This window comes from Halomonas sp. MS1 (assembly GCF_024182575.1).
In the GTDB taxonomy this organism is placed as follows: Bacteria; Pseudomonadota; Gammaproteobacteria; order Pseudomonadales; family Halomonadaceae; genus Vreelandella.
Map to the genome: position 1 here is coordinate 1,263,015 of NZ_CP098926.1, position 20,593 is coordinate 1,283,607.

Annotated in this window: 19 protein-coding genes; 11 read left to right on the forward strand and 8 right to left on the reverse strand. The window is 52.4% G+C overall.

The annotated features are described in order from the left end of the window. Nucleotide 1: 1 nt before the first annotated feature. From NF683_RS05590 to NF683_RS05615, 6 genes are read left to right on the forward strand one after another with little or no spacing between them, the layout of a single operon-like run. Nucleotides 2-475, forward strand: a complete 474-nt coding sequence (locus NF683_RS05590) for a TRAP transporter small permease (RefSeq protein ID WP_232471408.1) — start codon at nucleotides 2-4, stop codon at nucleotides 473-475. Then, a complete protein-coding gene (locus tag NF683_RS05595) occupies nucleotides 472-1,755 on the forward strand; it encodes a TRAP transporter large permease (protein WP_089040404.1) in 1,284 nt (427 codons plus the stop codon). The genes NF683_RS05590 and NF683_RS05595 overlap by 4 nt, the downstream gene beginning before the upstream one ends. A 5-nt stretch (nucleotides 1,756-1,760) precedes the next feature. Continuing rightward, nucleotides 1,761-2,483, forward strand: coding sequence for an HpcH/HpaI aldolase/citrate lyase family protein (locus NF683_RS05600; RefSeq protein ID WP_089040403.1), 723 nt, complete (start codon nucleotides 1,761-1,763; stop codon nucleotides 2,481-2,483). A 25-nt stretch (nucleotides 2,484-2,508) separates the two neighbouring features. After that, nucleotides 2,509-4,233 (forward strand): thiamine pyrophosphate-binding protein, encoded by a 1,725-nt coding sequence (locus NF683_RS05605; protein ID WP_089040402.1) that lies wholly within the window; start codon nucleotides 2,509-2,511, stop codon nucleotides 4,231-4,233. Then, nucleotides 4,233-5,489: a Zn-dependent hydrolase gene (locus NF683_RS05610; protein ID WP_089040401.1), complete on the forward strand. Its 1,257-nt coding sequence runs from the start codon at nucleotides 4,233-4,235 to the stop codon at nucleotides 5,487-5,489. Before NF683_RS05605 ends, NF683_RS05610 begins: the two co-directional genes overlap by 1 nt. Before the next feature lie 9 nt (nucleotides 5,490-5,498). Next, on the forward strand, nucleotides 5,499-7,001 hold the full coding sequence (locus NF683_RS05615) for an aldehyde dehydrogenase (protein ID WP_089040400.1): 1,503 nt from the start codon (nucleotides 5,499-5,501) through the stop codon (nucleotides 6,999-7,001). A gap of 12 nt (nucleotides 7,002-7,013) precedes the next feature. Here the strand turns inward: NF683_RS05615 and NF683_RS05620 are convergent, their stop codons facing one another. Further along, nucleotides 7,014-8,000 (reverse strand): LysR family transcriptional regulator, encoded by a 987-nt coding sequence (locus NF683_RS05620; RefSeq protein ID WP_089040399.1) that lies wholly within the window; start codon nucleotides 7,998-8,000, stop codon nucleotides 7,014-7,016. Nucleotides 8,001-8,377: 377 nt separating this feature from the next. Between NF683_RS05620 and dctP the strand changes: the two genes are divergently transcribed. From dctP to NF683_RS05640, 4 genes are read left to right on the forward strand one after another with little or no spacing between them, the layout of a single operon-like run. Then, nucleotides 8,378-9,355, forward strand: a complete 978-nt coding sequence (dctP, locus tag NF683_RS05625; RefSeq protein WP_089040398.1) for a TRAP transporter substrate-binding protein DctP — start codon at nucleotides 8,378-8,380, stop codon at nucleotides 9,353-9,355. Between the two features lie 8 nt (nucleotides 9,356-9,363). Beyond that, nucleotides 9,364-9,873, forward strand: coding sequence for a TRAP transporter small permease (locus NF683_RS05630; protein ID WP_253921509.1), 510 nt, complete (start codon nucleotides 9,364-9,366; stop codon nucleotides 9,871-9,873). Between the two features lie 2 nt (nucleotides 9,874-9,875). Next, entirely contained in the window at nucleotides 9,876-11,180 is a 1,305-nt protein-coding gene (locus tag NF683_RS05635) for a TRAP transporter large permease (RefSeq protein WP_253921510.1), read from the forward strand. Between the two features lie 16 nt (nucleotides 11,181-11,196). Next, complete coding sequence (locus tag NF683_RS05640; protein WP_253921511.1) at nucleotides 11,197-11,868, forward strand: RraA family protein; 672 nt, start codon at nucleotides 11,197-11,199, stop codon at nucleotides 11,866-11,868. Between the two features lie 205 nt (nucleotides 11,869-12,073). Here NF683_RS05640 and NF683_RS05645 read toward each other — a convergent pair whose 3' ends face one another. Then, nucleotides 12,074-12,994: a LysR substrate-binding domain-containing protein gene (locus tag NF683_RS05645; RefSeq protein ID WP_253921512.1), complete on the reverse strand. Its 921-nt coding sequence runs from the start codon at nucleotides 12,992-12,994 to the stop codon at nucleotides 12,074-12,076. Nucleotides 12,995-13,093: 99 nt separating this feature from the next. Here NF683_RS05645 and NF683_RS05650 point away from each other — a divergent pair, with 99 nt between their 5' ends. Further along, nucleotides 13,094-14,086 (forward strand): YeiH family protein, encoded by a 993-nt coding sequence (locus tag NF683_RS05650; protein ID WP_089040394.1) that lies wholly within the window; start codon nucleotides 13,094-13,096, stop codon nucleotides 14,084-14,086. Between the two features lie 93 nt (nucleotides 14,087-14,179). On the opposite strand, the gene NF683_RS05655 is transcribed toward NF683_RS05650, so the two are convergent. The 6 genes from NF683_RS05655 to NF683_RS05680 are packed head-to-tail and all read right to left on the reverse strand — an operon-like array spanning nucleotide 14,180 to nucleotide 20,504. Beyond that, on the reverse strand, nucleotides 14,180-14,500 hold the full coding sequence (locus NF683_RS05655) for an AtuA-related protein (RefSeq protein ID WP_089040393.1): 321 nt from the start codon (nucleotides 14,498-14,500) through the stop codon (nucleotides 14,180-14,182). After that, a complete protein-coding gene (locus tag NF683_RS05660) occupies nucleotides 14,493-15,866 on the reverse strand; it encodes an acyclic terpene utilization AtuA family protein (RefSeq protein WP_206048321.1) in 1,374 nt (457 codons plus the stop codon). Before NF683_RS05660 ends, NF683_RS05655 begins: the two co-directional genes overlap by 8 nt. Continuing rightward, the gene (locus NF683_RS05665) at nucleotides 15,863-16,711 is read right to left on the reverse strand and encodes a BKACE family enzyme (protein ID WP_253921513.1); all 849 of its coding nucleotides are present in this window, start codon (nucleotides 16,709-16,711) and stop codon (nucleotides 15,863-15,865) included. Before NF683_RS05665 ends, NF683_RS05660 begins: the two co-directional genes overlap by 4 nt. After that, nucleotides 16,708-17,637 carry a 3-hydroxyacyl-CoA dehydrogenase NAD-binding domain-containing protein gene (locus NF683_RS05670; protein WP_089040390.1) on the reverse strand — a complete coding sequence of 310 codons (930 nt, stop codon included), beginning with the start codon at nucleotides 17,635-17,637 and terminating at the stop codon, nucleotides 16,708-16,710. Before NF683_RS05670 ends, NF683_RS05665 begins: the two co-directional genes overlap by 4 nt. Beyond that, nucleotides 17,634-19,511: a TRAP transporter permease gene (locus NF683_RS05675; protein ID WP_253921514.1), complete on the reverse strand. Its 1,878-nt coding sequence runs from the start codon at nucleotides 19,509-19,511 to the stop codon at nucleotides 17,634-17,636. The genes NF683_RS05670 and NF683_RS05675 overlap by 4 nt, the downstream gene beginning before the upstream one ends. Nucleotides 19,512-19,529: 18 nt before the next feature. Then, nucleotides 19,530-20,504 (reverse strand): TAXI family TRAP transporter solute-binding subunit, encoded by a 975-nt coding sequence (locus NF683_RS05680; protein ID WP_253921515.1) that lies wholly within the window; start codon nucleotides 20,502-20,504, stop codon nucleotides 19,530-19,532. Between the last annotated feature and the right edge of the window lie 89 nt (nucleotides 20,505-20,593).

The following is a 20,593-nucleotide window of genomic DNA, read 5'->3' on the forward strand; positions in this document are numbered from 1 at the left end:
TATGACCTTTTCCAAACTTGTAATGCGTGTATCCCATCTAAGCTTGGCCGTAGCCGCCTGTGGAGCCGCCGCGTTGGCGGCCCTGGTTATCTATACGGTCTTTATGCGCTGGGTTGTGGGACAAACGCCTAATTGGGCGGAAGAGTTGCCGCGACTAGTGCTGATTTGGACAGCCCTATTGGGCTCAGTTACCTGTACCTATCAACGTTCTCACCTTAATGCCGGACTACTGCCGCTAATTGTGCGCTCTATCGGCGCCCGCCGAATCATCGGAAAGGCCACAGACATTGTGCTCCTGATAATGCTGTTGGTACTGGCGAAGGCTGGTTGGGATCTAACACTACTAACCATGAGCATGACCACAACAGCGTTAAAAATGCCTGTTGGAATCATTTATCTCTCGGTACCAGTGGGCTGCGTAGGAATGGCACTAATGCAAGTGCAGCACGTGTTGTCTTCAGGAGATTCACTATGACCGCCGGTGCACTTACTTTGCTGGGTGTTTTTGGTCTCGCTATTTTAATTAATATTCCGATTGCCTTCAGCCTAATCCTCGCCGCTCTTGTTTATCTGCTTGTGTTCGGCGCAGCCCCGATGATGGTTTCCGCGCAACAGTTCGTTGGTGGGATGGACAGTTTCACTCTATTAGCGATTCCCCTTTTCATACTGGCGGCGCAACTGATGAACAGCGCCGGCCTCACCAAACGTATCGTACATCTCTGCATGTCCCTAGTCGGTGATATTCGGGGTGGTTTAGCCGTCGTAGCGGTCATGGCCTGTATGTTATTTGGCGCCTTGTCGGGATCGGGAGTAGCAGATGTGATTGCGATCGGCAGCATGCTGTTACCTGCAATGCATAAGAATGGCTACCACAAGGGTTTTAGCAGCGCACTCGTTGGGTGTGCAAGCTCCTTCGGAACAGTGATCCCTCCTAGTATCGTCATGATTGTCTATGGCACCACGTCTAATACATCGGTGGGTAAGCTCTTCGTGGGGGGCGTAATTCCTGGCCTGTTGTTGACCCTCTCATTAATAGGTGTAGCACTTTATATTTCGCGGAAACATGGCTGGGCCGGGGTCAAGTCTTCCGACCCCGCGGAACGCCGCCGAGCGGTCATCGATGCACTGCCTGCACTCATGGTGCCGGTACTAATCATTGGTGGAATTCGCTTCGGCGTATTTACACCGACCGAAGCAGCCGCCTCGGCCATTCTCTATGCCCTTGTACTTGGTGTGGTGCTCTATCGATGCCTCTCACTACGAGACATTCTCAACTGCGTCATCGCCACAGCAGAAACGAGCGCCGCCATCTTAGTAATTATCGGCGCTGCTGGTCTCTTCGCCTGGGGGCTGACTTATGAGCAGGTACCACAAGCCATCGCTGGAACAATTGGCAACTGGACTGATAGCACGCACAGCGTTTTGCTTTTACTGACGGCGGTACTACTGGTGCTCGGAACCTTCATGGAGAGCATTGCCATTATTATCATCATCACGCCAATCGTTATGCCTCTGCTTTCCCAGTACGGTATTGATCCAGTGCATTTCGGCGTGCTGCTCACCGTCAACCTCGCTATCGGCGCCAATACTCCCCCTCTGGGTATAGATCTAATGGCGGCCTGCCGTATTTCGGGTATCAGCGTTATGGAAACGTTACGCCCACTTTCGCTAATGCTGATGTCCATGCTTGCGGTCCTAATGCTCATCACATTCGTGCCTGACATCGTGCTGTTCTTACCCAACCTAATGGAGTGACTTTCATGCTTCATAGCAAACTAACAGGCTGTCGAAGCTGGCTTTTCGTACCAGGGCATGACACCGATTGTTTGGCCGACGCGTTGGATTCTGGGGCCGATGCCATCGTTATTGATCTAGAGGAGTTCACCCCGGCAGCATCACGCCATACTGCCTGCCAAGCGTTCGCCAGCATGGCCAAAAGCTGTAGGCAAAGAGGCGTATCTCCCATGGTCCGAATCAATGCCTTAGATAAGGGAGGTCGAGAAGAGCTGAAACTGCTAATGGGAGCCTCTCCTGAGGCGGTCTTCCTGCCCAAAGTCGAGGAAGTAACACAACTGACGGCACTTTCGTCAGCACTTAGTCGCGAAGAAAAACACTGGGGTATAGCACCAGAAACCACCGTCATTATACCGACTATAGAGAGTCGCTTGGGGGTCAAGCGGATCAGCGAATTATTACACTCTAGCCCCCGCGTTTTAGCCGCTCTGCTCGGCACTGGTGATTTAGCACGTGACCTAAAGCTGTCTCCAGAAGAGCGTAGCGCCTCGCTAGCCCCCTTCCGACAGTTGTTTCTTAGGGCTTGCGATGATGCCGGCATGCTGGCAATTGACGGCCCGTGGCCAGAAAAACAAGGGTTCGAAGCAGACCAGTCTTGGTCTTATCAGTGCGGCTTTCGAGCTCGTTGTGTTGTCGATTCTCGTCAGATTAAGCCCTTACATCGGCTGTTATCTGCCCCGTCTACCTAACCATTCGTTCAAAGAGATCTTGCCCATGAGCAACGCCGTCACCCCGACACGCAACGGGGGCCAAATCCTGATTCAACAATTACGCCAGCATGGTGCTCGGCGCGTTTTTCTGGTCCCCGGCGAAAGCTATCTGCCCTGTATTGATGCACTTAATGAGCATCGTGATGCTATCGAGCCTATTGTCTGCCGCCAAGAGAGCGGTGCTGGCTACATGGCCGAGGCCTATGGCAAGCTAACCAACGAGCCTGGAATCTGTTTTGTCACCCGTGGTCCTGGCGCCACCAATGCATCAATTGCCGTCCATACGGCTTATCAAGACTCGACGCCGATGATCCTTTTCATCGGACAAGTCGGCAACGATTTCATCGAACGCGAGGCCTTTCAGGAGATCGACTATCGCCGCATGTTCGGACCAATGGCCAAATGGGTAGCTCAGATTGACGACACTGCACGGATACCTGAGTTCATCGCCAGAGCCTACTCTGTCGCGACCAGTGGCCGCCCTGGCCCAGTAGTTTTGGCCTTGCCAGAAGATACGTTGTGGGGCGAGGCCTGCGTTGCTGATGTGGAGCCTCGGCAGCGCCTACACAGTTACCCTAGCCAACAGCAATTGCGCGAGTTGCAACAGCATCTAGAGCGGGCCGAAAAGCCATTCCTATTACTGGGTGGTAGCGGATGGACCGAACAGGCTCAAATGGATATTGCTGCGTTTGCCGAGCGCTACGCTCTTCCCGTTGGCGTTGCTTGGCGACGCCTAGAGTGTTTTAACCAACACCATGAGAATTTCGTTGGTCACGTTGGTAGCGGCATGCATCAAGCTTTGCGTGAGCAGCTCAAGTCTTGCGATCTGATTATTACGCTGGGGGCACGATTAGGCGAACCTACGACAGAGGGCTACAGCTGGATCGAATCGCCCGTGCCAAGCCAGACATTAGTCCATATCTATCCCGACCCAGAAGAACTGGGGCATGTTTATCGTCCTGACCTCGCTATTAATGCCGACGTGGTTGGTTTTTCGACAAGCCTAGGAGAACTAGCTCCTGAGGTAACACCCGCATGGAAACAGGCGACGGCCACTGCTCGACGAGCCTATCTTGATACTCTTATACCTTTAGAGGCGCCTGGACGGCTTAGCCTAGATAAAGTCACCCGAACGGTAGATCGACTACTGAACGGGAAAGGCTGTATCACTGTCGGCGCTGGCAACTACGCACTTTATGCTCATCGCTATATCCAGTTTGGTGGACTTGGCAGCTCGTTAGCTCCCACGGTTGGTGCAATGGGTTACGGCCTTCCCGCAGCCATCAGCAGTAAGCTCGAGCACCCTCAACGGCCGGCCATCTGTTTTGCCGGTGACGGTTGCTTCCAGATGAATTTGCAGGAGCTCGGCGTGGCCCTGCAGTACCAACTGGGTATCGTCATACTCGTCTTCAACAATGGCATGTGGGGCACCATCCGCGCCCATCAGGAGAATGACTTTCCTGGCCGAGAGATTGCGCTGACATTCACCAACCCTAAGTTTGACGCCCTGATCAAGGCCTATGGCGGACATGGAGAGATCGTCGAGGACGACGCTTCGTTCGAAGCTGCCTTTAATCGTGCCCTAGCCTTTACTGAGCAAGAACACTTGCCCGCTTTGATTGAGCTGCGTTATGACGCTGATGGTATTGCACCAGGAGAGCGTCTAAGCGCAATCCGTGCTGCAGCTCTTGAAGGCCAAAAATATAGTAATGACACAGGAGAGCTCTGATGACTGAGTCTACTTTCTCGACACTCCGCATTGATGGACAGCGCCTATGGCACTCATTAATGAACCTTGCTGACATTGGTGCCACACCGAAGGGTGGCAATTGCCGGTTGGCGTTGACGGAAGAGGATCGACTTGGTCGTGAGCTTGTGTCTAGCTGGTTTCGAGACGCTGGCTTGACCATAGATGTCGATCAAATGGGCAATATCTTCGCTCGTCGTGCTGGAAGCCGTAATGACCTACCCCCGGTGGCCACCGGAAGTCACCTCGACACCCAGCCCACCGGTGGCCGTTTCGATGGCTGTTACGGTGTACTAGCCGGGCTGGAAGTTATGCGAGTTCTCAATGATCTCTCTATTACTACTGAAGCACCACTTGAGGTAGTGATATGGACTAACGAAGAGGGCTGCCGCTTCGTTCCAGTCATGATGGGATCTGGGGTGCATGCTGGCGTAATCCCGCTTGAGACCGCGCTAGCTGCCAAAGATCGCAATGGAGACACTGTAGCTGATTCGTTGGAACGTATCGGTTACCGCGGTGACATTCCTATGGGTAGCAAAACCTTCGGTGCCTATATCGAATCCCATATCGAGCAAGGTCCAGTACTTGAAGCGGAAGGAATAGCTGTCGGCGCGGTAACTGGCTCTCTAGGCTTGCGCTGGTTCGATGTCGTGGTCACCGGTCAAGAAGCCCATGCTGGGCCGACACCCATGCCCTATCGTCGTGATGCGCTAAAACGGGCCGCCGAGCTCATCGGCGATATCCTAGCGCTAGCCGATCCGCATCAGCCGCATGGTCGCGTCACCTGTGGGGAGTTCGACCTTTATCCAAACTCACGCAATGTCATTCCTGGGCGAGTAACCTTCAGCGTTGATATTCGCCATTTGGAGAACGAGACGCTTGAACAGATGGAGCATGCTCTCCGAGATATCTGCTCAAAGCATCATGAGCCTGGAAAAGTAACCGTAGAACTGCAGGACGTTCAGCGGGTGCCACCGACACCATTTAACAGCGACCTAGTAGATCTCATTCGCGCTAGCAGCGATGGACTTGGCATACCCTACCGCGATATCGAGACTGGGGCCGGTCACGATGCTGTCTTCGTAAGTCGTGTTGCACCTACGGCTATGATTTTCGTTCCCTGCGAAGATGGTATCAGTCACAACGAAAGCGAAAATGCTACACCGGAGGATCTTGAGGCTGGCGCCAACGTGCTGTTGCACACCATGCTGCGCAAGGCCGGTATCGCAGCATCTTAAAATAAGGATATGACAATGCACGATAAAGCTTACTGGCAAACGCTAGCCAGCCGACTACAGCTGACCACTCAAGCCTTCATCGACGGTGAATTTGTCAACAGCTATGACGGCTCAACTCTAAAGGCTTACAACCCAGCGACAGGCCAGATGATAGCCAACGTGACTGCCTGCAGTGGTGTGGATATCGACCGTGCGGTACTTGCCGCACGTCGAGTCTTCGAATCAGGTGACTGGTCTCGCTGTCCTCCACTAGAGCGCAAACGAGTTTTGCTCCGCTTCGCCTCGCTTATCGAAACGCACGCAGAAGAGCTAGCGCTTCTACAAACACTCGAAATGGGGAAGCCAATCGCTGATAGCTTGGCCTTTGACTTGCCCGAAACAGCACGCTGTGTGGCCTGGTATGCCGAGGCGATCGATAAACAGTACGATGAGATAGCCCCCACTAGCGAAGACGTTCATGCCACCATCACCCGCCAGCCTCTCGGTGTGGTCGCTGCTGTGGTGCCATGGAATTTTCCACTGATGATCGCCGCCTGGAAATTCGCCCCAGCACTGGCAGTCGGTAATAGCGTCATACTCAAGCCCGCCGAGGCCTCTAGCCTTAGTGCTCTCAGGCTAGCTGCACTAGCCAAGGAAGCGGGCCTGCCGGATGGCGTATTCAATGTCACCCCTGGCCACGGTGCTATCGCTGGCGAAGCGCTGGGAATGCATCCACAGGTCGATGCACTCGCCTTCACAGGATCCACCGCTACAGGCAAGCGTTTTATGCGCTACTCCAGCGAGTCCAATCTAAAGCGAGTGTGGCTCGAATGCGGAGGCAAATCTCCGCACATAGTCTTTGCTGACTGCCCGGACCTGGATGCCGCCGCACATGCTGCTGCCGCAGGTATCTTTACCAACCAGGGGGAGGTATGCATTGCAGGCTCTAGGCTTTATGTGGAAGCGTCTATTTTTGATGACTTCTTACCACGACTGGTTTCCGCCGCAAAAGACATGCCAGCTGGCGATCCGTTGGATCCCTCTACGCGTATGGGAGCGTTAGTCAGCGCCGACCATCATGCCAAAGTATTAAACTTTATCGAGCAAGGACTCAGCGAGGGCATGACTCTCCACCACGGTGGAAAGCATGCGACGCCTGTGGAGGGAGGATGGTACGTTGAACCAACAATATTGGAAGGAGCCCAAACCACAACGGTGATGCGCGAGGAGATCTTCGGGCCAGTGTTAAGTATAAGCCGCTTCGCCGACGAGACCGAGGCCATCGCCTTGGCTAACGATTCTATCTATGGGCTTGGAGCTGGACTCTGGACCGGTGACCTTGGCCGTGCACATCGCGTATCAAAGCGCCTTCAGGCTGGCTTGGTCTGGGTCAACTGCTATGCCGATGGTGATATTAGTGTCCCCTTCGGTGGCATGAAACAGTCCGGTTTTGGTCGTGATAAATCACTTCATGCACTGGACAAGTATTCAGATCTGAAGACGACTTGGTTCAATTTGGCCTACAAAAAATAATACCATTAGCGATTATTTAGCTGTTTCGACATCAGGTATTTCGTCGAACACTTCAAGTCCAGTGGTAAGCCGCTCCTCGAGCGGCACCTTGCCCATAGCATTAAGGAAAAACTCCATAAAGATGGTCTCAGCATCACTGAAACGAGCATCTTGGTGCCACATCACGTGAAGATCGATTTCAGCGACGCCATCATAGGGCGGAAGGGGCCAGAGTCGACCTTCCGCAACATCTCTCAGCACTAAATGCTCGGGTAAACAACCAATCCCCCATCCGGCAATTACCATTCGTTGAATTTCTTGGAGGCTACTCGATTGGCCGACCACATTGCCCTTAAGACCATGGTGGGCACGAAACACTGCAAGTGAAGAGAGCACACCATCAAGTTGCTCGCTGCCAAACGAGACATAGTTCTCACTCATTAGGCTATCCATCGGCAAGTTATGGCGGCCAAAGAGTGCATGGCTTTTTCCGCAGTAGAGCCGATACCGTTGTCTCGCTAATGTCTGGCTATTCAGATTACTCGGACATTGCAATGCGAGACAGATACCCATGGCTCCCTGCCTTTGGGCCAACGCATTCTGCACCTCCTGACTAGACATATCCTCAATACTAAATGTGATCTGGGGAAACTTTTTATGAAAGCGTTCGAACACACTGTCAAGGAATCGGCATTGAATTCCCGTTATGAAAAGTAGCGAAACATGACCGACTACTTCAGGGTCAAAGTCTCCTACTGAAGCAGCCAGCCGTGCTACGTTAGCGTAGATATCGATGGCTTCTCGATAGACGAGATGCCCAGCTTTTGTCACATTAAAGCTGTGACTATCGCGCTCGATTAGCCGCTGACCTAACCTCTCTTCCAATCGTTTCAATGAGAGGCTGACTGCTGGCTGTGAAAGGTAAAGCCTATTGGCAGCCTTACTGACACTCTCTTCTTGAACAATAACAATAAAAGTTCTAAGAAGATTCCAATCCAATGTATCGTGAACGGGTCTCATAAAGCCTCTTCTTAACCTCTAACAATACAGCTAATTTTTATACTAAAAGTGGCCCACTGAACTTATTTAAAATTAATTTTATCACATACAGCATAGAACAATATTGCACCAAAACAGTGCTCCTAGCACTTTTTTTATATTTTCTTGTACTAATCAAGCGCTAAAGCAAAACTCAATTAACAACCAAAAATTATTTAGTGAAAAATTGATAACACACCAAATAAAAATCTTTTGTATAAATTCTATTAATCTTATCCATAAAAAATAAAAAACTCTAGTTTTTTATATTCTATTGACCGTTAGTCATTGTCATGACTAGATTCAATAGCCCCATGCAAAACATTTAATTCGTCAGTACAAACACAAAGAGGCAGACAATGAAACGTTCCCTTGCATTAGTCATTCTTACATTGAGCGCATCACATGCTATGGCTACTGAGTTGAGAATGCTCACCAGCTACGACCAAACGAGTGCTTATACACGCGAAGTTGCCCAGCGATATATAACAAAAGTCGAGGAAGCTAGCCAAGGTGCTCTAAAAATCGGCTTGAACGGACCAGATGTTGTATCACCCTTCGAGCAACTTGAGCCTGTATCATCTGGTGTTTTCGATCTGCTTTACACTCATGGAGCCTACCATACCAATACTACCGGTGTCGGTGCTGCTATGGATGCGGTCTTTGTCGATCCTGACGCTACCCACGAATCAGGCCTCTGGGACTTTATCGATGAACACTATAACGAGCTCGGTCTCAAATTAATTGCAATTCCGCCTTTAGGTAGCAGCGGCTTTCAATATGTACTCAAGGAACCCATCGAGAGCACTCCTGGCCTAGAGGGTCGCCGGATTCGCGGTAGCGCGACTTATACCAGCATCACTCAAGGATTAGGGGGGACTCCAGTGCTAATGTCAGGCGGGGATGTTTACTCTTCGCTTGATCGTGGTGTGATCGATGGAGCCGCTTGGGGACTCAACGGCGTCGAAGATTTCGGGTGGAATGAAGTCGCGGGGTACTTTACCAAACCTACCTTCGGCCAAACCTATACCTACTTGTTCATGAATCTAGCTTCTTTCAACGCGCTCGATGAGGACAGTCAAACTTTACTTCTCGAGCAAGGCAAAGCGCTAGAAAACGAAACAGCCGCCATTCTTGATGAGCTAGCACAGCAAGAGTGGGCATCATTGAAAGAAAAGGGAATGGAAGAAACATACTTTCAACAATCTGATGCCGAGCGGCTTGATGCCCTGGTCAATGAAGGAATCTGGCAGTTAGGGGTCGACAAGTCTCCAGAGGCGGTCAGCAACATGCGTGCAATCGCTGAGCAGAACAACATGACTGCGACGGTCGAGTAGGTATCACTATGCCCCACCCGATAGCTAGACTCCATGACCGTATCACGCGATTCGGGTTCTACCTTGGCGGTGCCACTTTATGTGGCATCGTCTTATGCTTCTGGATCGAAGTGGTCGCTCGTTACTTTTTTAATGCCCCGACACTATGGTCAAGCTCCCTTGTCGCTTATTTCCTCTGCATCGCGGTTTCCCTGAGCATACCGGAGCTTGCGCGCACCAATGGCCACATCGCGATCACCGTGCTCCCTGAAAGGCTCTCTTCTTCCATGCGCCAACGCTATGATCGAGTAATCGCACTAATGTCAGGAAGTGTTTGTATTGTCACCGCCTGGATCATCGTTAAGGAAACGCTCCGCCAATTTGACGGAGGCACTACAACCGCACTAGGTCTTGATATTCCTAAATACTGGGTTTCAAGCTTCATCAGCTATGCCTTTATCAATACCGCCTTGTACTTCCTGCGCCATGCATTGTTTGCGGGGCCCTCTCATGATGATAACGAGCGACAGGAGGCTTAAGCATGGAATGGTATATTTCGCTAGGCATTGCTCTGACATTGCTAATGGGGTTATTCGCTCTGGGCGTGCCGATTTTTATCGCCTTTCTTACCGTCAACGTTTTGGGTACTTTCTGGCTTATGGGCAGTGCAGGCTTCGGCATGTTCGCCAACAGCGTATACAGTACCGTCACGTCAGAAACACTCACTACCATCGTACTGTTCGTGCTGATGGGAGAATTGCTGTTCCGGTCGGGTTCGATAGACGTCATTTTTGATGCCCTGGACACGCTAATGGGCCGCATAAAAGGTCGCCTATATTTCTTTGTCATTGTACTTGCCACCCTATTTGGGGCTTTGTCAGGATCAGCCCTAGCCGTTACAGCTATGCTGAGCCGCTCGGCGTTACCTACTATGCAGCAGCGTGGCTATGATGACAGGCTTTCTATCGGTCTAATTCTGGGGGGAGCCAGTTTGGCACCGATTATTCCCCCAAGCCTGCTGGTCATCATCATCGGCTCCATGGTCGATATCTCGATCGCGCGACTGCTTATCGCTGGCATTATCCCGGGCATCCTTCTGGCAGGGCTGTTTGTCGGCTACGTAGTAGTAAAATTGATACTCAATCCCTCCTTAGCACCTAACGCCGACGAAGGTGGAGGCGGAACGTGGCGAGCACGTAGTAAAGCACTACTGAATATGGCGCCGTTCAGTATCATCATTTTCTCGGTGCTCGGGCTAATCATGCTAGGGGTTGCCACGCCTTCGGAGTCTGCAGCCACGGGCGTGCTTGGTGCCATGTTGGTAGCGGTTTACTACCGTCGTTTCACACTCAAAATGGCACAGCAGGCGATACTCTCTTCGTTGGGCATCAGCGCCATGATCATCGCTATCTTGGCCTGTTCGAAACTGTTCAGCCAATTACTCTCCTTCGCTGGTGCGACTTCAGGCCTAGTAGGGCTGGCCACAAGCCTAGAACTTGATCCCATGTGGATGTTGTTACTACTGATGCTAGTGCCGCTCGTTGCGTGCATGTTCATCGACCAGATTGCATTCATGATGGTCGTCATTCCTATTTATGCACCATTGGTCAAGCTATATGGCTTCGACCCCATCTGGTTCTGGACCCTATTTTTAATAAATATCTCGGTCGGCAGCCTAACCCCCCCCTTCGGCTATAACTTATTTGCAGTGAAAGGCGGCGCACCCTCAGTACCTATGCAAACGATCTTTGCCGCAGCTTGGCCGATCGTCATCTGCTTCCTCTTCGGCATGCTAGTACTGTTCTTCTTGCCTTCTCTTATCACGTTTTTACCCAGCTTGATCTGACCACTAGGAGATATTCATGTATCACATCGCACAGATGCCAACACCGATTGACCCCCATATCAGTCAGCAACTACTCGAGTGTGAAACGGCCACTATTGGCCATTTCAGAGAAAATGGATTCATCGATCCAGCGATTCACTCACTGCTCGCCCAGACGCGGGTGGTAGGAACTGCTGTGACCCTCTCTCTCCCACCCACAGACGGCACGCTACTTAATCACGCGATGCGATTAGTACGCCCTGGAGACATTTTAATCATTGACCGACAAGGCGACGACAGACACGCATGTTGGGGTGGGGTGATGACTCACGTAGCCAAAAAGCTAGGTGTGGGAGGAGTCATCATCGACGGAATGGCGACGGATGCACACACTATTCAAGAGCTAGGATTTCCGGTTTGGTGCCGAGGCATTTCAGCCTTAACAACTAAATTGGCGGAGTTGGGAGGCACCATGAATATGCCAGTCACTCTCGGAGGGCTCGTTATTCACCCTGGTGATATTATCCTCGCTGATGAGAGTGGAGTTCTAGTAGTACCTGCTCAAGAAGCCGTTACGATTGCCTCAAAGGCCATTATGCTGCAACAACAGGAAGAGGCGATTCTCCAACGAGTGGCCCAAGGAGAGTGCTTACCTGATATTAGCGGAGCTACCGAGATCATCGAGCGGGTTAACGGAATAGCCCCTTAACTTATAATGAAAAAGTAAGCAGGTGCGCTTCATCGACCTCAACCGTGGTCTCAAAAATAGGCGGCATCATAGAAAATAGCCACTACCCAACAGTACCAAACCACAGAGCCGAATTGATGCCATTTACTGGCAGCCTGAGCGTGAAAAGCAGTGTCACCGATAGGCTCTGTGCACAACATATATTATCTGTACATTTCGAACCCAGTTATTGTGGTCTGCCTGGCTGCGGAGGATTGCCATGATTATCGATCAAAAAAACCTTAAACGCTTGCCACAACGGGCTCCGATAACGCTCTGGATGCCACACCAATGAAAAAATCCTGGTGAGCTTTAACCCACTGTTCAGCGCAATCAACTCCCCTCTTTCAAGCTCCCCTTCCACACTGCGATGAGAGAGGCAGCCCAAACCGAGACCAGCTTTCACTGCTTGCTTGATGGCTTCATGCTGGCTGAGCTCCATGCGCACCTGCAATCGTTCGACATGATGTAACACAGCGGCCTCAAATACTTCACGCGTGCCTGAGCCAGGTTCGCGCAGTATCCAGGCGGCCGCTCTAATATCAGCGTCATCCAGCCACTCCTTGCTGGCAAGGGGGTGCTGTGGGGAACAGACAATCACAAGCTGGTCTTCGCACCATGTTTCACTCTTCAGGCGCGATTCGTGACACTGCCCTTCGATCAGCCCCAAATCAGCATCAAAACGCAGCAGATCCGTAATTACCTCTCCGGTATTACGCAATCGTAGCCGAAGATCCACTCTCGGGTTCTGATTGCTGAAGTATCCGGCCAGAGGGGGCAGCAGATAGGTACCCGTGGTAGCGCTGGCCGATATATTAAGCGTGCCCTGCAATTGGCTTTCAGGATCCTCAGCGACAGCAACAAAATCGGCCATACCTTCCAGAAGGCGCTCAGCACGGGGTAACAGGTAGCTTCCCATACTATTGAGCTGTAAGCGTCGGCCAAGCCGCTCGAAGAGCTCGACACCCAGATGACGCTCAAGATCTGAGAGCGATTGGCTAATAGTCGATTGAGATAGCTTTAAGTGATCAGCAGCAGCAATAACCGTGCCGTCACGAGCAACAGCGACAAAAACCTGTAACTGGCGAAAAGTCACATGAGGGGTCATATATCGTTTTTACCGAACAGCCATATGGTTATATGTTGATAACCATACAGCATTTTTGCCCCTATGCTAGCCACATACGCACCAACAAGAGAAAGCATTATGTGGCAAGGTCTGATTCTGTGTAGCACCCTAACCTTGGCAGGTTTTGGCTTGGCTAACCTCCCCGGACTCGCTTCCAAAGGTATTAGTCCATTGGTATTCGCCTTACTGTTAGGCCTGGCTGTGGGTAACCTGCCTCTTGCTCACCGCCTTCCAAGTACTCAACCTGGGTTAACATTCGCCACTCGCTGGCTGCTGCGGGGCGGCATTGTACTGTTTGGCCTGTCATTAACCCTGCAACAAGTCTTCGCCCTTGGCTTTAAGGTGTTGCTGTTGGATCTGGTGGTGATCTGCAGTGTGCTTATCATCGGCTATCAGATCGGCACCCGCATACTGGGTATGGATCGTGAAACAACACTATTAACAAGTGCAGGCAGTGCCATCTGCGGTGCTGCGGCGGTACTCGCCACCGAAACGGTCATTCGTTCGCGGCCTGCGGCCTCATCCATAGCCGTCGCCACGGTCGTGCTCTTCGGCACGCTGGGAATGCTTGTCTACCCTCTTTTATACCCGCTTGCAGGAATGAACGAAGATCTTTTTGGCGTCTATATCGGCGCGACTGTCCACGAAGTCGCCCAGGTCGTGGCCGCTGCTGATGCGGTGGGCCCCGAGGCATTGGCCAGTGCTGTCATTGTCAAGATGGTTCGCGTGATACTGCTGTTGCCCTTCCTATTGCTCGTCGGGCAATGGTGGCTTCGTCAGCAGGCCAGTGACTCTGGGTCAGCAGCGGGCAAGCCGGTGATCCCCTGGTTTGCCTTCGGGTTCATCGCCATGATTGTGTTCAACAGTGTTATCCACTTGCCTAGCGGCCTCCATCAAATACTCGTTCTGGCTGGCCAGATTGCGTTGACCATGGCCATGGCCGCACTGGGGTTTGAAACCCGAATCGAAAAGCTCAAGGAGTTGGGTATCCGACCTTTTATACTGGGGTTCATCCTGTTTGGCTTACTTCTGGTAGGGGGTGGCCTAGCCAGTCAGCTTCTGATGGGCTGAACAGCGGCTGCACCACCTCAAACCTCCTCGTCCCTACAAGCTCAAACGTCATGATCTAAAAACAAGAACGCCTACTGACTTTCATTAATGCAGTTAAGTTGGGGGTGGTGCCACTTTCATAGACAACAGTAAGGCCGACAACGTTTTTCCGTGACCATCCAAGTTGAGCGCACCATTGACCCCTCCTTGTAGTGCATCATCCAGGACTAAGTTCATTCCATTGAGATGTGGTAGTAAGTAGCGGGTTACGTGACTAACGCCTCGATGCTCAAATAGCGCGGCAACGTTTGATGCCGAGAGTTGTTCGATGAGCCAGGAATAGTGAGCCTCCTGATACACAAAAACCGCTAAGCTTAGTCGGTCACCTTTATCGCCTGCCCGGGCATGGGCGTAACGGTGCAATAGCTCACTCATCACCTTCTCCTTTATGCAGTGTGACAACAGGAGCAGCTTGCTGCCTTGGTACTAGATAAGAGGCGGTTTTTAACCGTTGAGTATGGTGCCGACGTATACCGCCACCGCCCGCTGGTCCACAGCAATAAAGTGCTAATAACTCCTGTGTTGCCCGCTCCACTACGCATTTTTCAGCATGCTCCACCGCGAGGCGAAGGCGAATGTCGCTTGCTGTTGTGTTTCTGTGTTGAGTGTTTAGGTGGGCATCGCCATCAAAAACGCTAGAAACACCAATTAAGTCGTAACGGGCGCGCAGATCGGCAGGGCAGCGTAATGATAAACGCTGACGCAGCGTCTCTCTGGCTAGTTGTGCTCTGGCGAAAGCATTCGGGCCCGCATAAGAGATTTCAGCTTCACCTTGATAGCCTGCGAGGAAGCTAACGGTGGTTTTTAACCGCGCTGGCGAGGGTTTGCCACGTACCCCGGTGACTTCAACACGGTCTTTGGCCAGTTGCTTTATGCGAACATGCTCAAGATCAATAACCACATCCGGTGTGATGTAGGCGCTGGGGTTGTGTATTTCATATAACAGCTGTTCTTTTACTGTTTGCTCAGTGACCAAGCCCCCTGTGCCTGGGGGTTTAGTCACAACGAGTCGCCCATTACGCTCAACTTCGACAAGTGGATACCCCAGCGAAGCCATGCCAGGCACGTCTTTAACCCCAGGGTCAGCAAAGTAGCCACCCGTCACTTGCGTACCGCACTCGATTAAATGACCTGCTAATGCCCCTGCTGCCCGCCTGTCCCAATCATCGCTTGCCCAGTCATGGTGGTAGCAGATAGGAGCAAGCGCCAGTGAAGGATCGGCCACGCGTCCTGTGATCACAACTTGAGCCCCTTGGGTCATTGCCTCTATCAGGGCATCTGCACCAAGATAGACATTAGCGGCAACAACTTGCTCTAAGGTTGAAATTGCGCGCTTTTCGCCTTCCCAGGCCAGCCAGTCGAACTCATGCAGGCGATCTCTTACGTCATCGCCTTGAATAGTAGCCAAACACGCTTGAGAGTGGCCTAAGCGCTTAGCCAACTGCTGAATGCGACGACGCGCGGCATCTGGGTTAGCCGCACCAAAGTTACCCAAAATCGTAATGTGGTTAGCCAGACAGTCACTCAGAACAGGCGATAAAAATTCTTCCAGCAGTGGCTCATCACCGCTGTCCGGGTCTTTGATCCGGCGTAACTGGGCAGCCGCCAGCGTGCGCTCCCCGAGTGTTTCAAACATCAGCGCACGAGGGGCATCATAAGACATGAGCGCATCGACCAGCGGCCTAGCCGCATCGGTACGATCACCAGAGAAGCCTGCGCCACAACCTACCACGACCGTCATAAGGTCACCCCCGTGTTAGCAACGGTAGTAAATGCAAGGAAATGACGGGCTTCGGATGCACTCATCACCCGACGTCCCGTTGCTTCGATACGGGCTTTAGTCGCGGCGACTAACTCGGCATTGTTGGTAGCGAGTTGGCCATCCGCTCGCCATAAATTATTTTCAAAGCCAACTCGGGCATGACCACCTTGCTGGGCCGCCAGCGCTAAGCAGTCACCTTCGGTTGGCCCAAACGCACAAACCGCCCAATGGTCGCCAGCCACTAATGCGTGTAAAAAACTCGGTAGGCGGTTTGGGTCGGCAATGGGTGGATCCGCATAGCGCCCAAGTACGAAGAGTAAGAAAGCCGGGCCATTAGGCACATCACCTTGCTCTCTTAACTGATTGAAGTAGGTGAGATCTTCAGGCGAGTAAACGATGTATTGAATATGTGTGCCGCGACTGGCCAGGTAACGGCACAGCTCGCCACTGGCTCGAACCTCATAAGCATCGCCGAACCATTCACGCACCGCGATAGAAACGAAGTATGGCTGTAACGTCTCAATGACACGTCTCTGCTCCGAAGGCGAATAACGCCCACCGGCTTCGCTGGTGACCTGAAGGAGTAACTGATCTCCTACGGCATCCTGAATGGCGCTAATCGCATCTTGATAGGCACCAGCATCAAGTAAATGGCGTCCGTCGGTTTCACGCACATGCACATGCATAGCTGAGGCGCCAGCCGCTAGACACTCTTGAGCATCCCGCGCGAGCTCTTTCGGGGTCAGTGGGATGGCAGGATGGTCTTGATAGACGCGCCGAGCCCCGTTGGGAGCGACCATTAGCAAACAAGATGAGGCGCTCATCGAACCTCCTCCTGTTTTACGTTAGTCGCTAGCGCTTGCTGAATAGCCGTCAATTGACGATCTCGTTCAGAGAAAAGGTCTGGCAGTGATTGCCCTTGCGTGGAGGATTCAACCCCATGGATCACTTGCGCATAAAGTTCGTCGTTCATGGTCGGTTGGCCTAAGCTTGCCCAGCGATACTCCTGACTAGGGCCGAGGTGTTCCAAGTAGTGACGAATACCCCCTTGGCCGCCGCCCAGATGATAGGTCAGGAACGGCCCTTGAATGGCCCAACGCAATCCAGGGCCTGCCGTCACAGCAAGGTCGATGTCTTCCACACTGGCCACGCCTTCCTGTAATAGATAAAGCGCTTCCCGCCACAATGCCGAAGAGAGGCGATTCGCAATATGACCGATCATCTCTTTACGTAACATCACCGGCTGCTTACCGATGCTTCGATAAAAATCGACCAATCGCTGCACCAGCTCAGTATCTGGCCCATAGAGTTCGACCAGAGGGACTAGGTGGGGTGGATTGAAGGGGTGAGCGATAATAATGCGCTCAGGAGCAGGCACACCCTGGGTGATATCAGAGTGCTTTAAAGAGGAGGTGCTGCTCACCACCAACGCTTGCGATGGCGCTGCCCGTTGAATATCTGCTAATAGCTGTTGCTTGAGCGCTACGGATTCAGGCGCATTTTCGACGACCAGCTCTGCGCCCTGTAAGGCCTCTGCCAGTGTTTGCGCTACCACGGGCGTACGGGTATCGGTGCCAAGGGCACGCATATCCTCAGCCACGCGCAGCGTAAAGTTGGCGCGGGCGGTGGCATCCGGGTCAAAAGCGGTGACATGTATACCGCGAGAAAGAAAGTAGGCGGTCCAACTAATGCCGATAGTGCCACAGCCAATCATCGCAATATTCGTCATGCTCACTCCTTGATGACTCATAGCTCCACTCCTTGAAGTGCAATACGCCGAGAGGATTGCCACGCCCATAGATAGAGCCCCGTCAGGCTCGCAATGCCCACTAACCCAAGTGCGATATTCGGCACCAGCGCCAATAGCCCTGTGGTTGCCAATAGCGCACTATCCAGCCATCGGTTGCCGAAGAGCCGAGCCCCTCCCAATATGCCGGCGAAAGCCAAGACAAAGGCCATGGCACGAGCGGCAGCCAAGGTAATATCCCAGGCATCGCCTAAACCGATAAGCGCGGGGTACGCCAGAATCAGGAAAGGGATAATGTAGGTGGTGGCCCCTAGGCGAATCGCGTGACCAGCGACTTGTAGCCAGCCAGCCTTAGCGATGCCAGCAGCAACAAAAACCGCAATGCACACGGGCGGAGTGATGACCGAGATGGTCGCAAAATAGAAGACGAACAGGTGGGCAACCAGCGGCTCGATCCCGATGCGGGTTAGCGCAGGCGCCAGTACAGCGGCGACCAATACATAGGCTGCGGTGGTAGGAATGCCCATGCCCATAATGAGGCAGATGACCGCGACAATTAGCGCCACCAGGAGAACCTGCTCACCCGCGACACTGACTACTAGCGTCGAAAGCGTGACGCCAATACCCGTTAGGTTGAGCATTGCCACCAAAATCTGTGCCCCTGCTAGCAAAACGCCAATGATGACCATTCCCTTGCCGGCATCCTCCAGGCCTGTCACTAGCGAACGTACGATTTGACGGGGCGGCGTTCGGTTCAACAAAGCAAAGAAAAGATAACTGATCAACAGAAAGGTAATGCCCAGGAAAGCTGCGAATTGGATGGAGTAGCCATTAAGAACGCCACCAAACAAGCCACCCAACGCGGCAACAATAGGGGTTAGACGCTTAAATTGGAGTACATCTGGCCACGCGGGAAGCTCGCTTTCAGGTACTAAAGGAAGTTCGCTTCTCACAGCTACTAAGTGCAGCGTAAAAAAGACAGCCACATAGAAAAGGAACGCGGGTAATACGGCAGCTAGGGCAATCGTGACGTAGCTGACACCGAGTATCTCAGCCATGATAAACGCCGCCGCGCCTAAAATCGGCGGCGCGATCTGGCCCCCAGTGGAGGCAACAGCTTCAACGCCGCCAGCAAAGGCCGGTGGGTATTTGAGCCGTTTCATCATAGGAATGGTGAAGTTGCCCGTAGTGGCGACGTTGGCTACCGCGCTTCCGCTGACCATAGCGAACAGGCTGGAAGCCACCGTCGCAATTTTGGCGGCCCCACCTTGGCTACGCCCGCCGATGCGCATTGAAAGATCAATAAAGGTTTGGCCACCACCTGTGTGGAGCAGCAAGCTTCCAAAGAGTACAAACGCGGCAATGGTGGTAGCGGCTACGCCGAGTAGCATCCCCCATACGCCTAAATCACCGAGAAATAGCGTTTCCGTCACGAAACTGGCATCAAAACCTCGATGGCTGAGCGGTCCTGAAAGTCGGTCTCCCAGCAGCGCATAGGCGATACCCATTGCCACTAGTAGTGGAAATACCCATCCAATAGCCCGTCGGGCAACTTCCAAAATGGACACCACTAAAATGGCAGTGAACACCATATCCTGCGTCGTTGCCCAGGGTAAGGTAGTCAGAATGCTGTTAGCGTTGAAAGTAATAAACAGGCAGGCAGTTATTGCTCCCAAGGCTAATAAACAATCAATTACTATCCCCAAGGGGCGCCAAGTTTTACCAGCGCCCAATGGATAAGTGAGTAACCCCAGCCCGATAACCAGCGCAAGAAAGATACTGCGATGAACCAAGCTTTCAAAAGGCCCGGTCGCTGAGGTGTAGAAAATGAAGCCGCCCAAAAACAGGGCGACCAGCATGAGCAGTTTATTGCGCATGGAATCGAGCTCCTCGCCTTATTCTGACGGTATCAGATGTTCAGGAATCTCGTATCCCTGCTCTTCAAAATAGCGCGCGGCACCTGGGTGAAAGGGCACCGTTCCACTGTTTAGGGTGAGCTCGGCGATATCAACATCGGCAAGGTTAGCTAGCGCACTGACTTGCGGTTCGGGATTTTCCATCACGGCTTTAACAATTTGGTAAGCCGTTTCTTCATCAAGCTCTGGGCTTGCATGCATCGCTAAGCCAAAGCTCCAGGTTGTGTAGGCGGGCATGCCATCGGCCGCCCCCTCGGGGATATTGACCACGGAAATATCTGGCATTTGCTCATTCAGAATTTCAGCCTGGTCATCGCTAAGCGACAGCACTTGGATCGGCGTAAACGTCGCAATATCCATGGAGGAGCCATCCAGCTTTTCACCCACGCCAGATTTAACGTATCCCGCCATACGGTTATCTTTTACACCGGCAACCACATCCGTAGTAGAACCGCGCACATACTCAGGGGTGAGCCCAAGCGTCTCCATAACGGCAATCGTCGTGGCTTCGGTAGCAGAGCCGGTAATACCAGGGTTAAGGCGCGCGCCGTCTAGTTCTGCCATGCTCGTAACGCCAGAATCTTCACGCATCACGACATTTTGTGGTGCTTGGGAGTAGACCCAAAGAAGGCGGTTATCCACAGGACGATCCTCAAACTCACCTTCACCCGCATAGGCGTGGTAGCCCACGTTGGTGGTGACGAGGCCCATATCGACCTGGTTTCTTAAAATGCGGCGCAAATTGTCGACCGTGGCACCGGTCTCTACTACCGAGGTGCGCACACCATCCACATGCTGATTAATAATTTGCCCAACGGCAACGAAATAGCCGTATTGGCTAGAGGATGTGGAGGTAGAGCCAATTAAAAGCTGTTCTTCTGCTTGGGCCGCAGTGCCAACGATCAAGCCTGCACTGAGGATAGCGGTTAAGAGCGGCGTTTTTAGCGAATACATAGTCATTGCTCTCTCTGGGTATTGTGGGTTGTTGGTTCCAGAAGATGTACGTCATTTAACTTATTAAGAATGAGAGAGCCTGCTAGTAT

Bases quoted from the DNA above. Each gene is read 5' to 3' on its own strand.
- NF683_RS05665 (WP_253921513.1), bottom strand. From the start codon at position 16,711: ATGAGCGCCTCATCTTGTTTGCTAATGGTCGCTCCCAACGGGGCTCGG.
- dctP (WP_089040398.1), top strand. From the start codon at position 8,378: ATGAAACGTTCCCTTGCATTAGTCATTCTTACATTGAGCGCATCACAT.
- NF683_RS05640 (WP_253921511.1), top strand. From the start codon at position 11,197: ATGTATCACATCGCACAGATGCCAACACCGATTGACCCCCATATCAGT.
- NF683_RS05645 (WP_253921512.1), bottom strand. From the start codon at position 12,994: ATGACCCCTCATGTGACTTTTCGCCAGTTACAGGTTTTTGTCGCTGTT.
- NF683_RS05595 (WP_089040404.1), top strand. From the start codon at position 472: ATGACCGCCGGTGCACTTACTTTGCTGGGTGTTTTTGGTCTCGCTATT.
- NF683_RS05630 (WP_253921509.1), top strand. From the start codon at position 9,364: ATGCCCCACCCGATAGCTAGACTCCATGACCGTATCACGCGATTCGGG.
- NF683_RS05650 (WP_089040394.1), top strand. From the start codon at position 13,094: ATGTGGCAAGGTCTGATTCTGTGTAGCACCCTAACCTTGGCAGGTTTT.
- NF683_RS05680 (WP_253921515.1), bottom strand. From the start codon at position 20,504: ATGTATTCGCTAAAAACGCCGCTCTTAACCGCTATCCTCAGTGCAGGC.
- NF683_RS05635 (WP_253921510.1), top strand. From the start codon at position 9,876: ATGGAATGGTATATTTCGCTAGGCATTGCTCTGACATTGCTAATGGGG.
- NF683_RS05660 (WP_206048321.1), bottom strand. From the start codon at position 15,866: ATGACGGTCGTGGTAGGTTGTGGCGCAGGCTTCTCTGGTGATCGTACC.
- NF683_RS05670 (WP_089040390.1), bottom strand. From the start codon at position 17,637: ATGAGTCATCAAGGAGTGAGCATGACGAATATTGCGATGATTGGCTGT.
- NF683_RS05600 (WP_089040403.1), top strand. From the start codon at position 1,761: ATGCTTCATAGCAAACTAACAGGCTGTCGAAGCTGGCTTTTCGTACCA.
- NF683_RS05655 (WP_089040393.1), bottom strand. From the start codon at position 14,500: ATGAGTGAGCTATTGCACCGTTACGCCCATGCCCGGGCAGGCGATAAA.
- NF683_RS05620 (WP_089040399.1), bottom strand. From the start codon at position 8,000: ATGAGACCCGTTCACGATACATTGGATTGGAATCTTCTTAGAACTTTT.
- NF683_RS05615 (WP_089040400.1), top strand. From the start codon at position 5,499: ATGACAATGCACGATAAAGCTTACTGGCAAACGCTAGCCAGCCGACTA.
- NF683_RS05590 (WP_232471408.1), top strand. From the start codon at position 2: ATGACCTTTTCCAAACTTGTAATGCGTGTATCCCATCTAAGCTTGGCC.
- NF683_RS05610 (WP_089040401.1), top strand. From the start codon at position 4,233: ATGACTGAGTCTACTTTCTCGACACTCCGCATTGATGGACAGCGCCTA.
- NF683_RS05675 (WP_253921514.1), bottom strand. From the start codon at position 19,511: ATGCGCAATAAACTGCTCATGCTGGTCGCCCTGTTTTTGGGCGGCTTC.
- NF683_RS05605 (WP_089040402.1), top strand. From the start codon at position 2,509: ATGAGCAACGCCGTCACCCCGACACGCAACGGGGGCCAAATCCTGATT.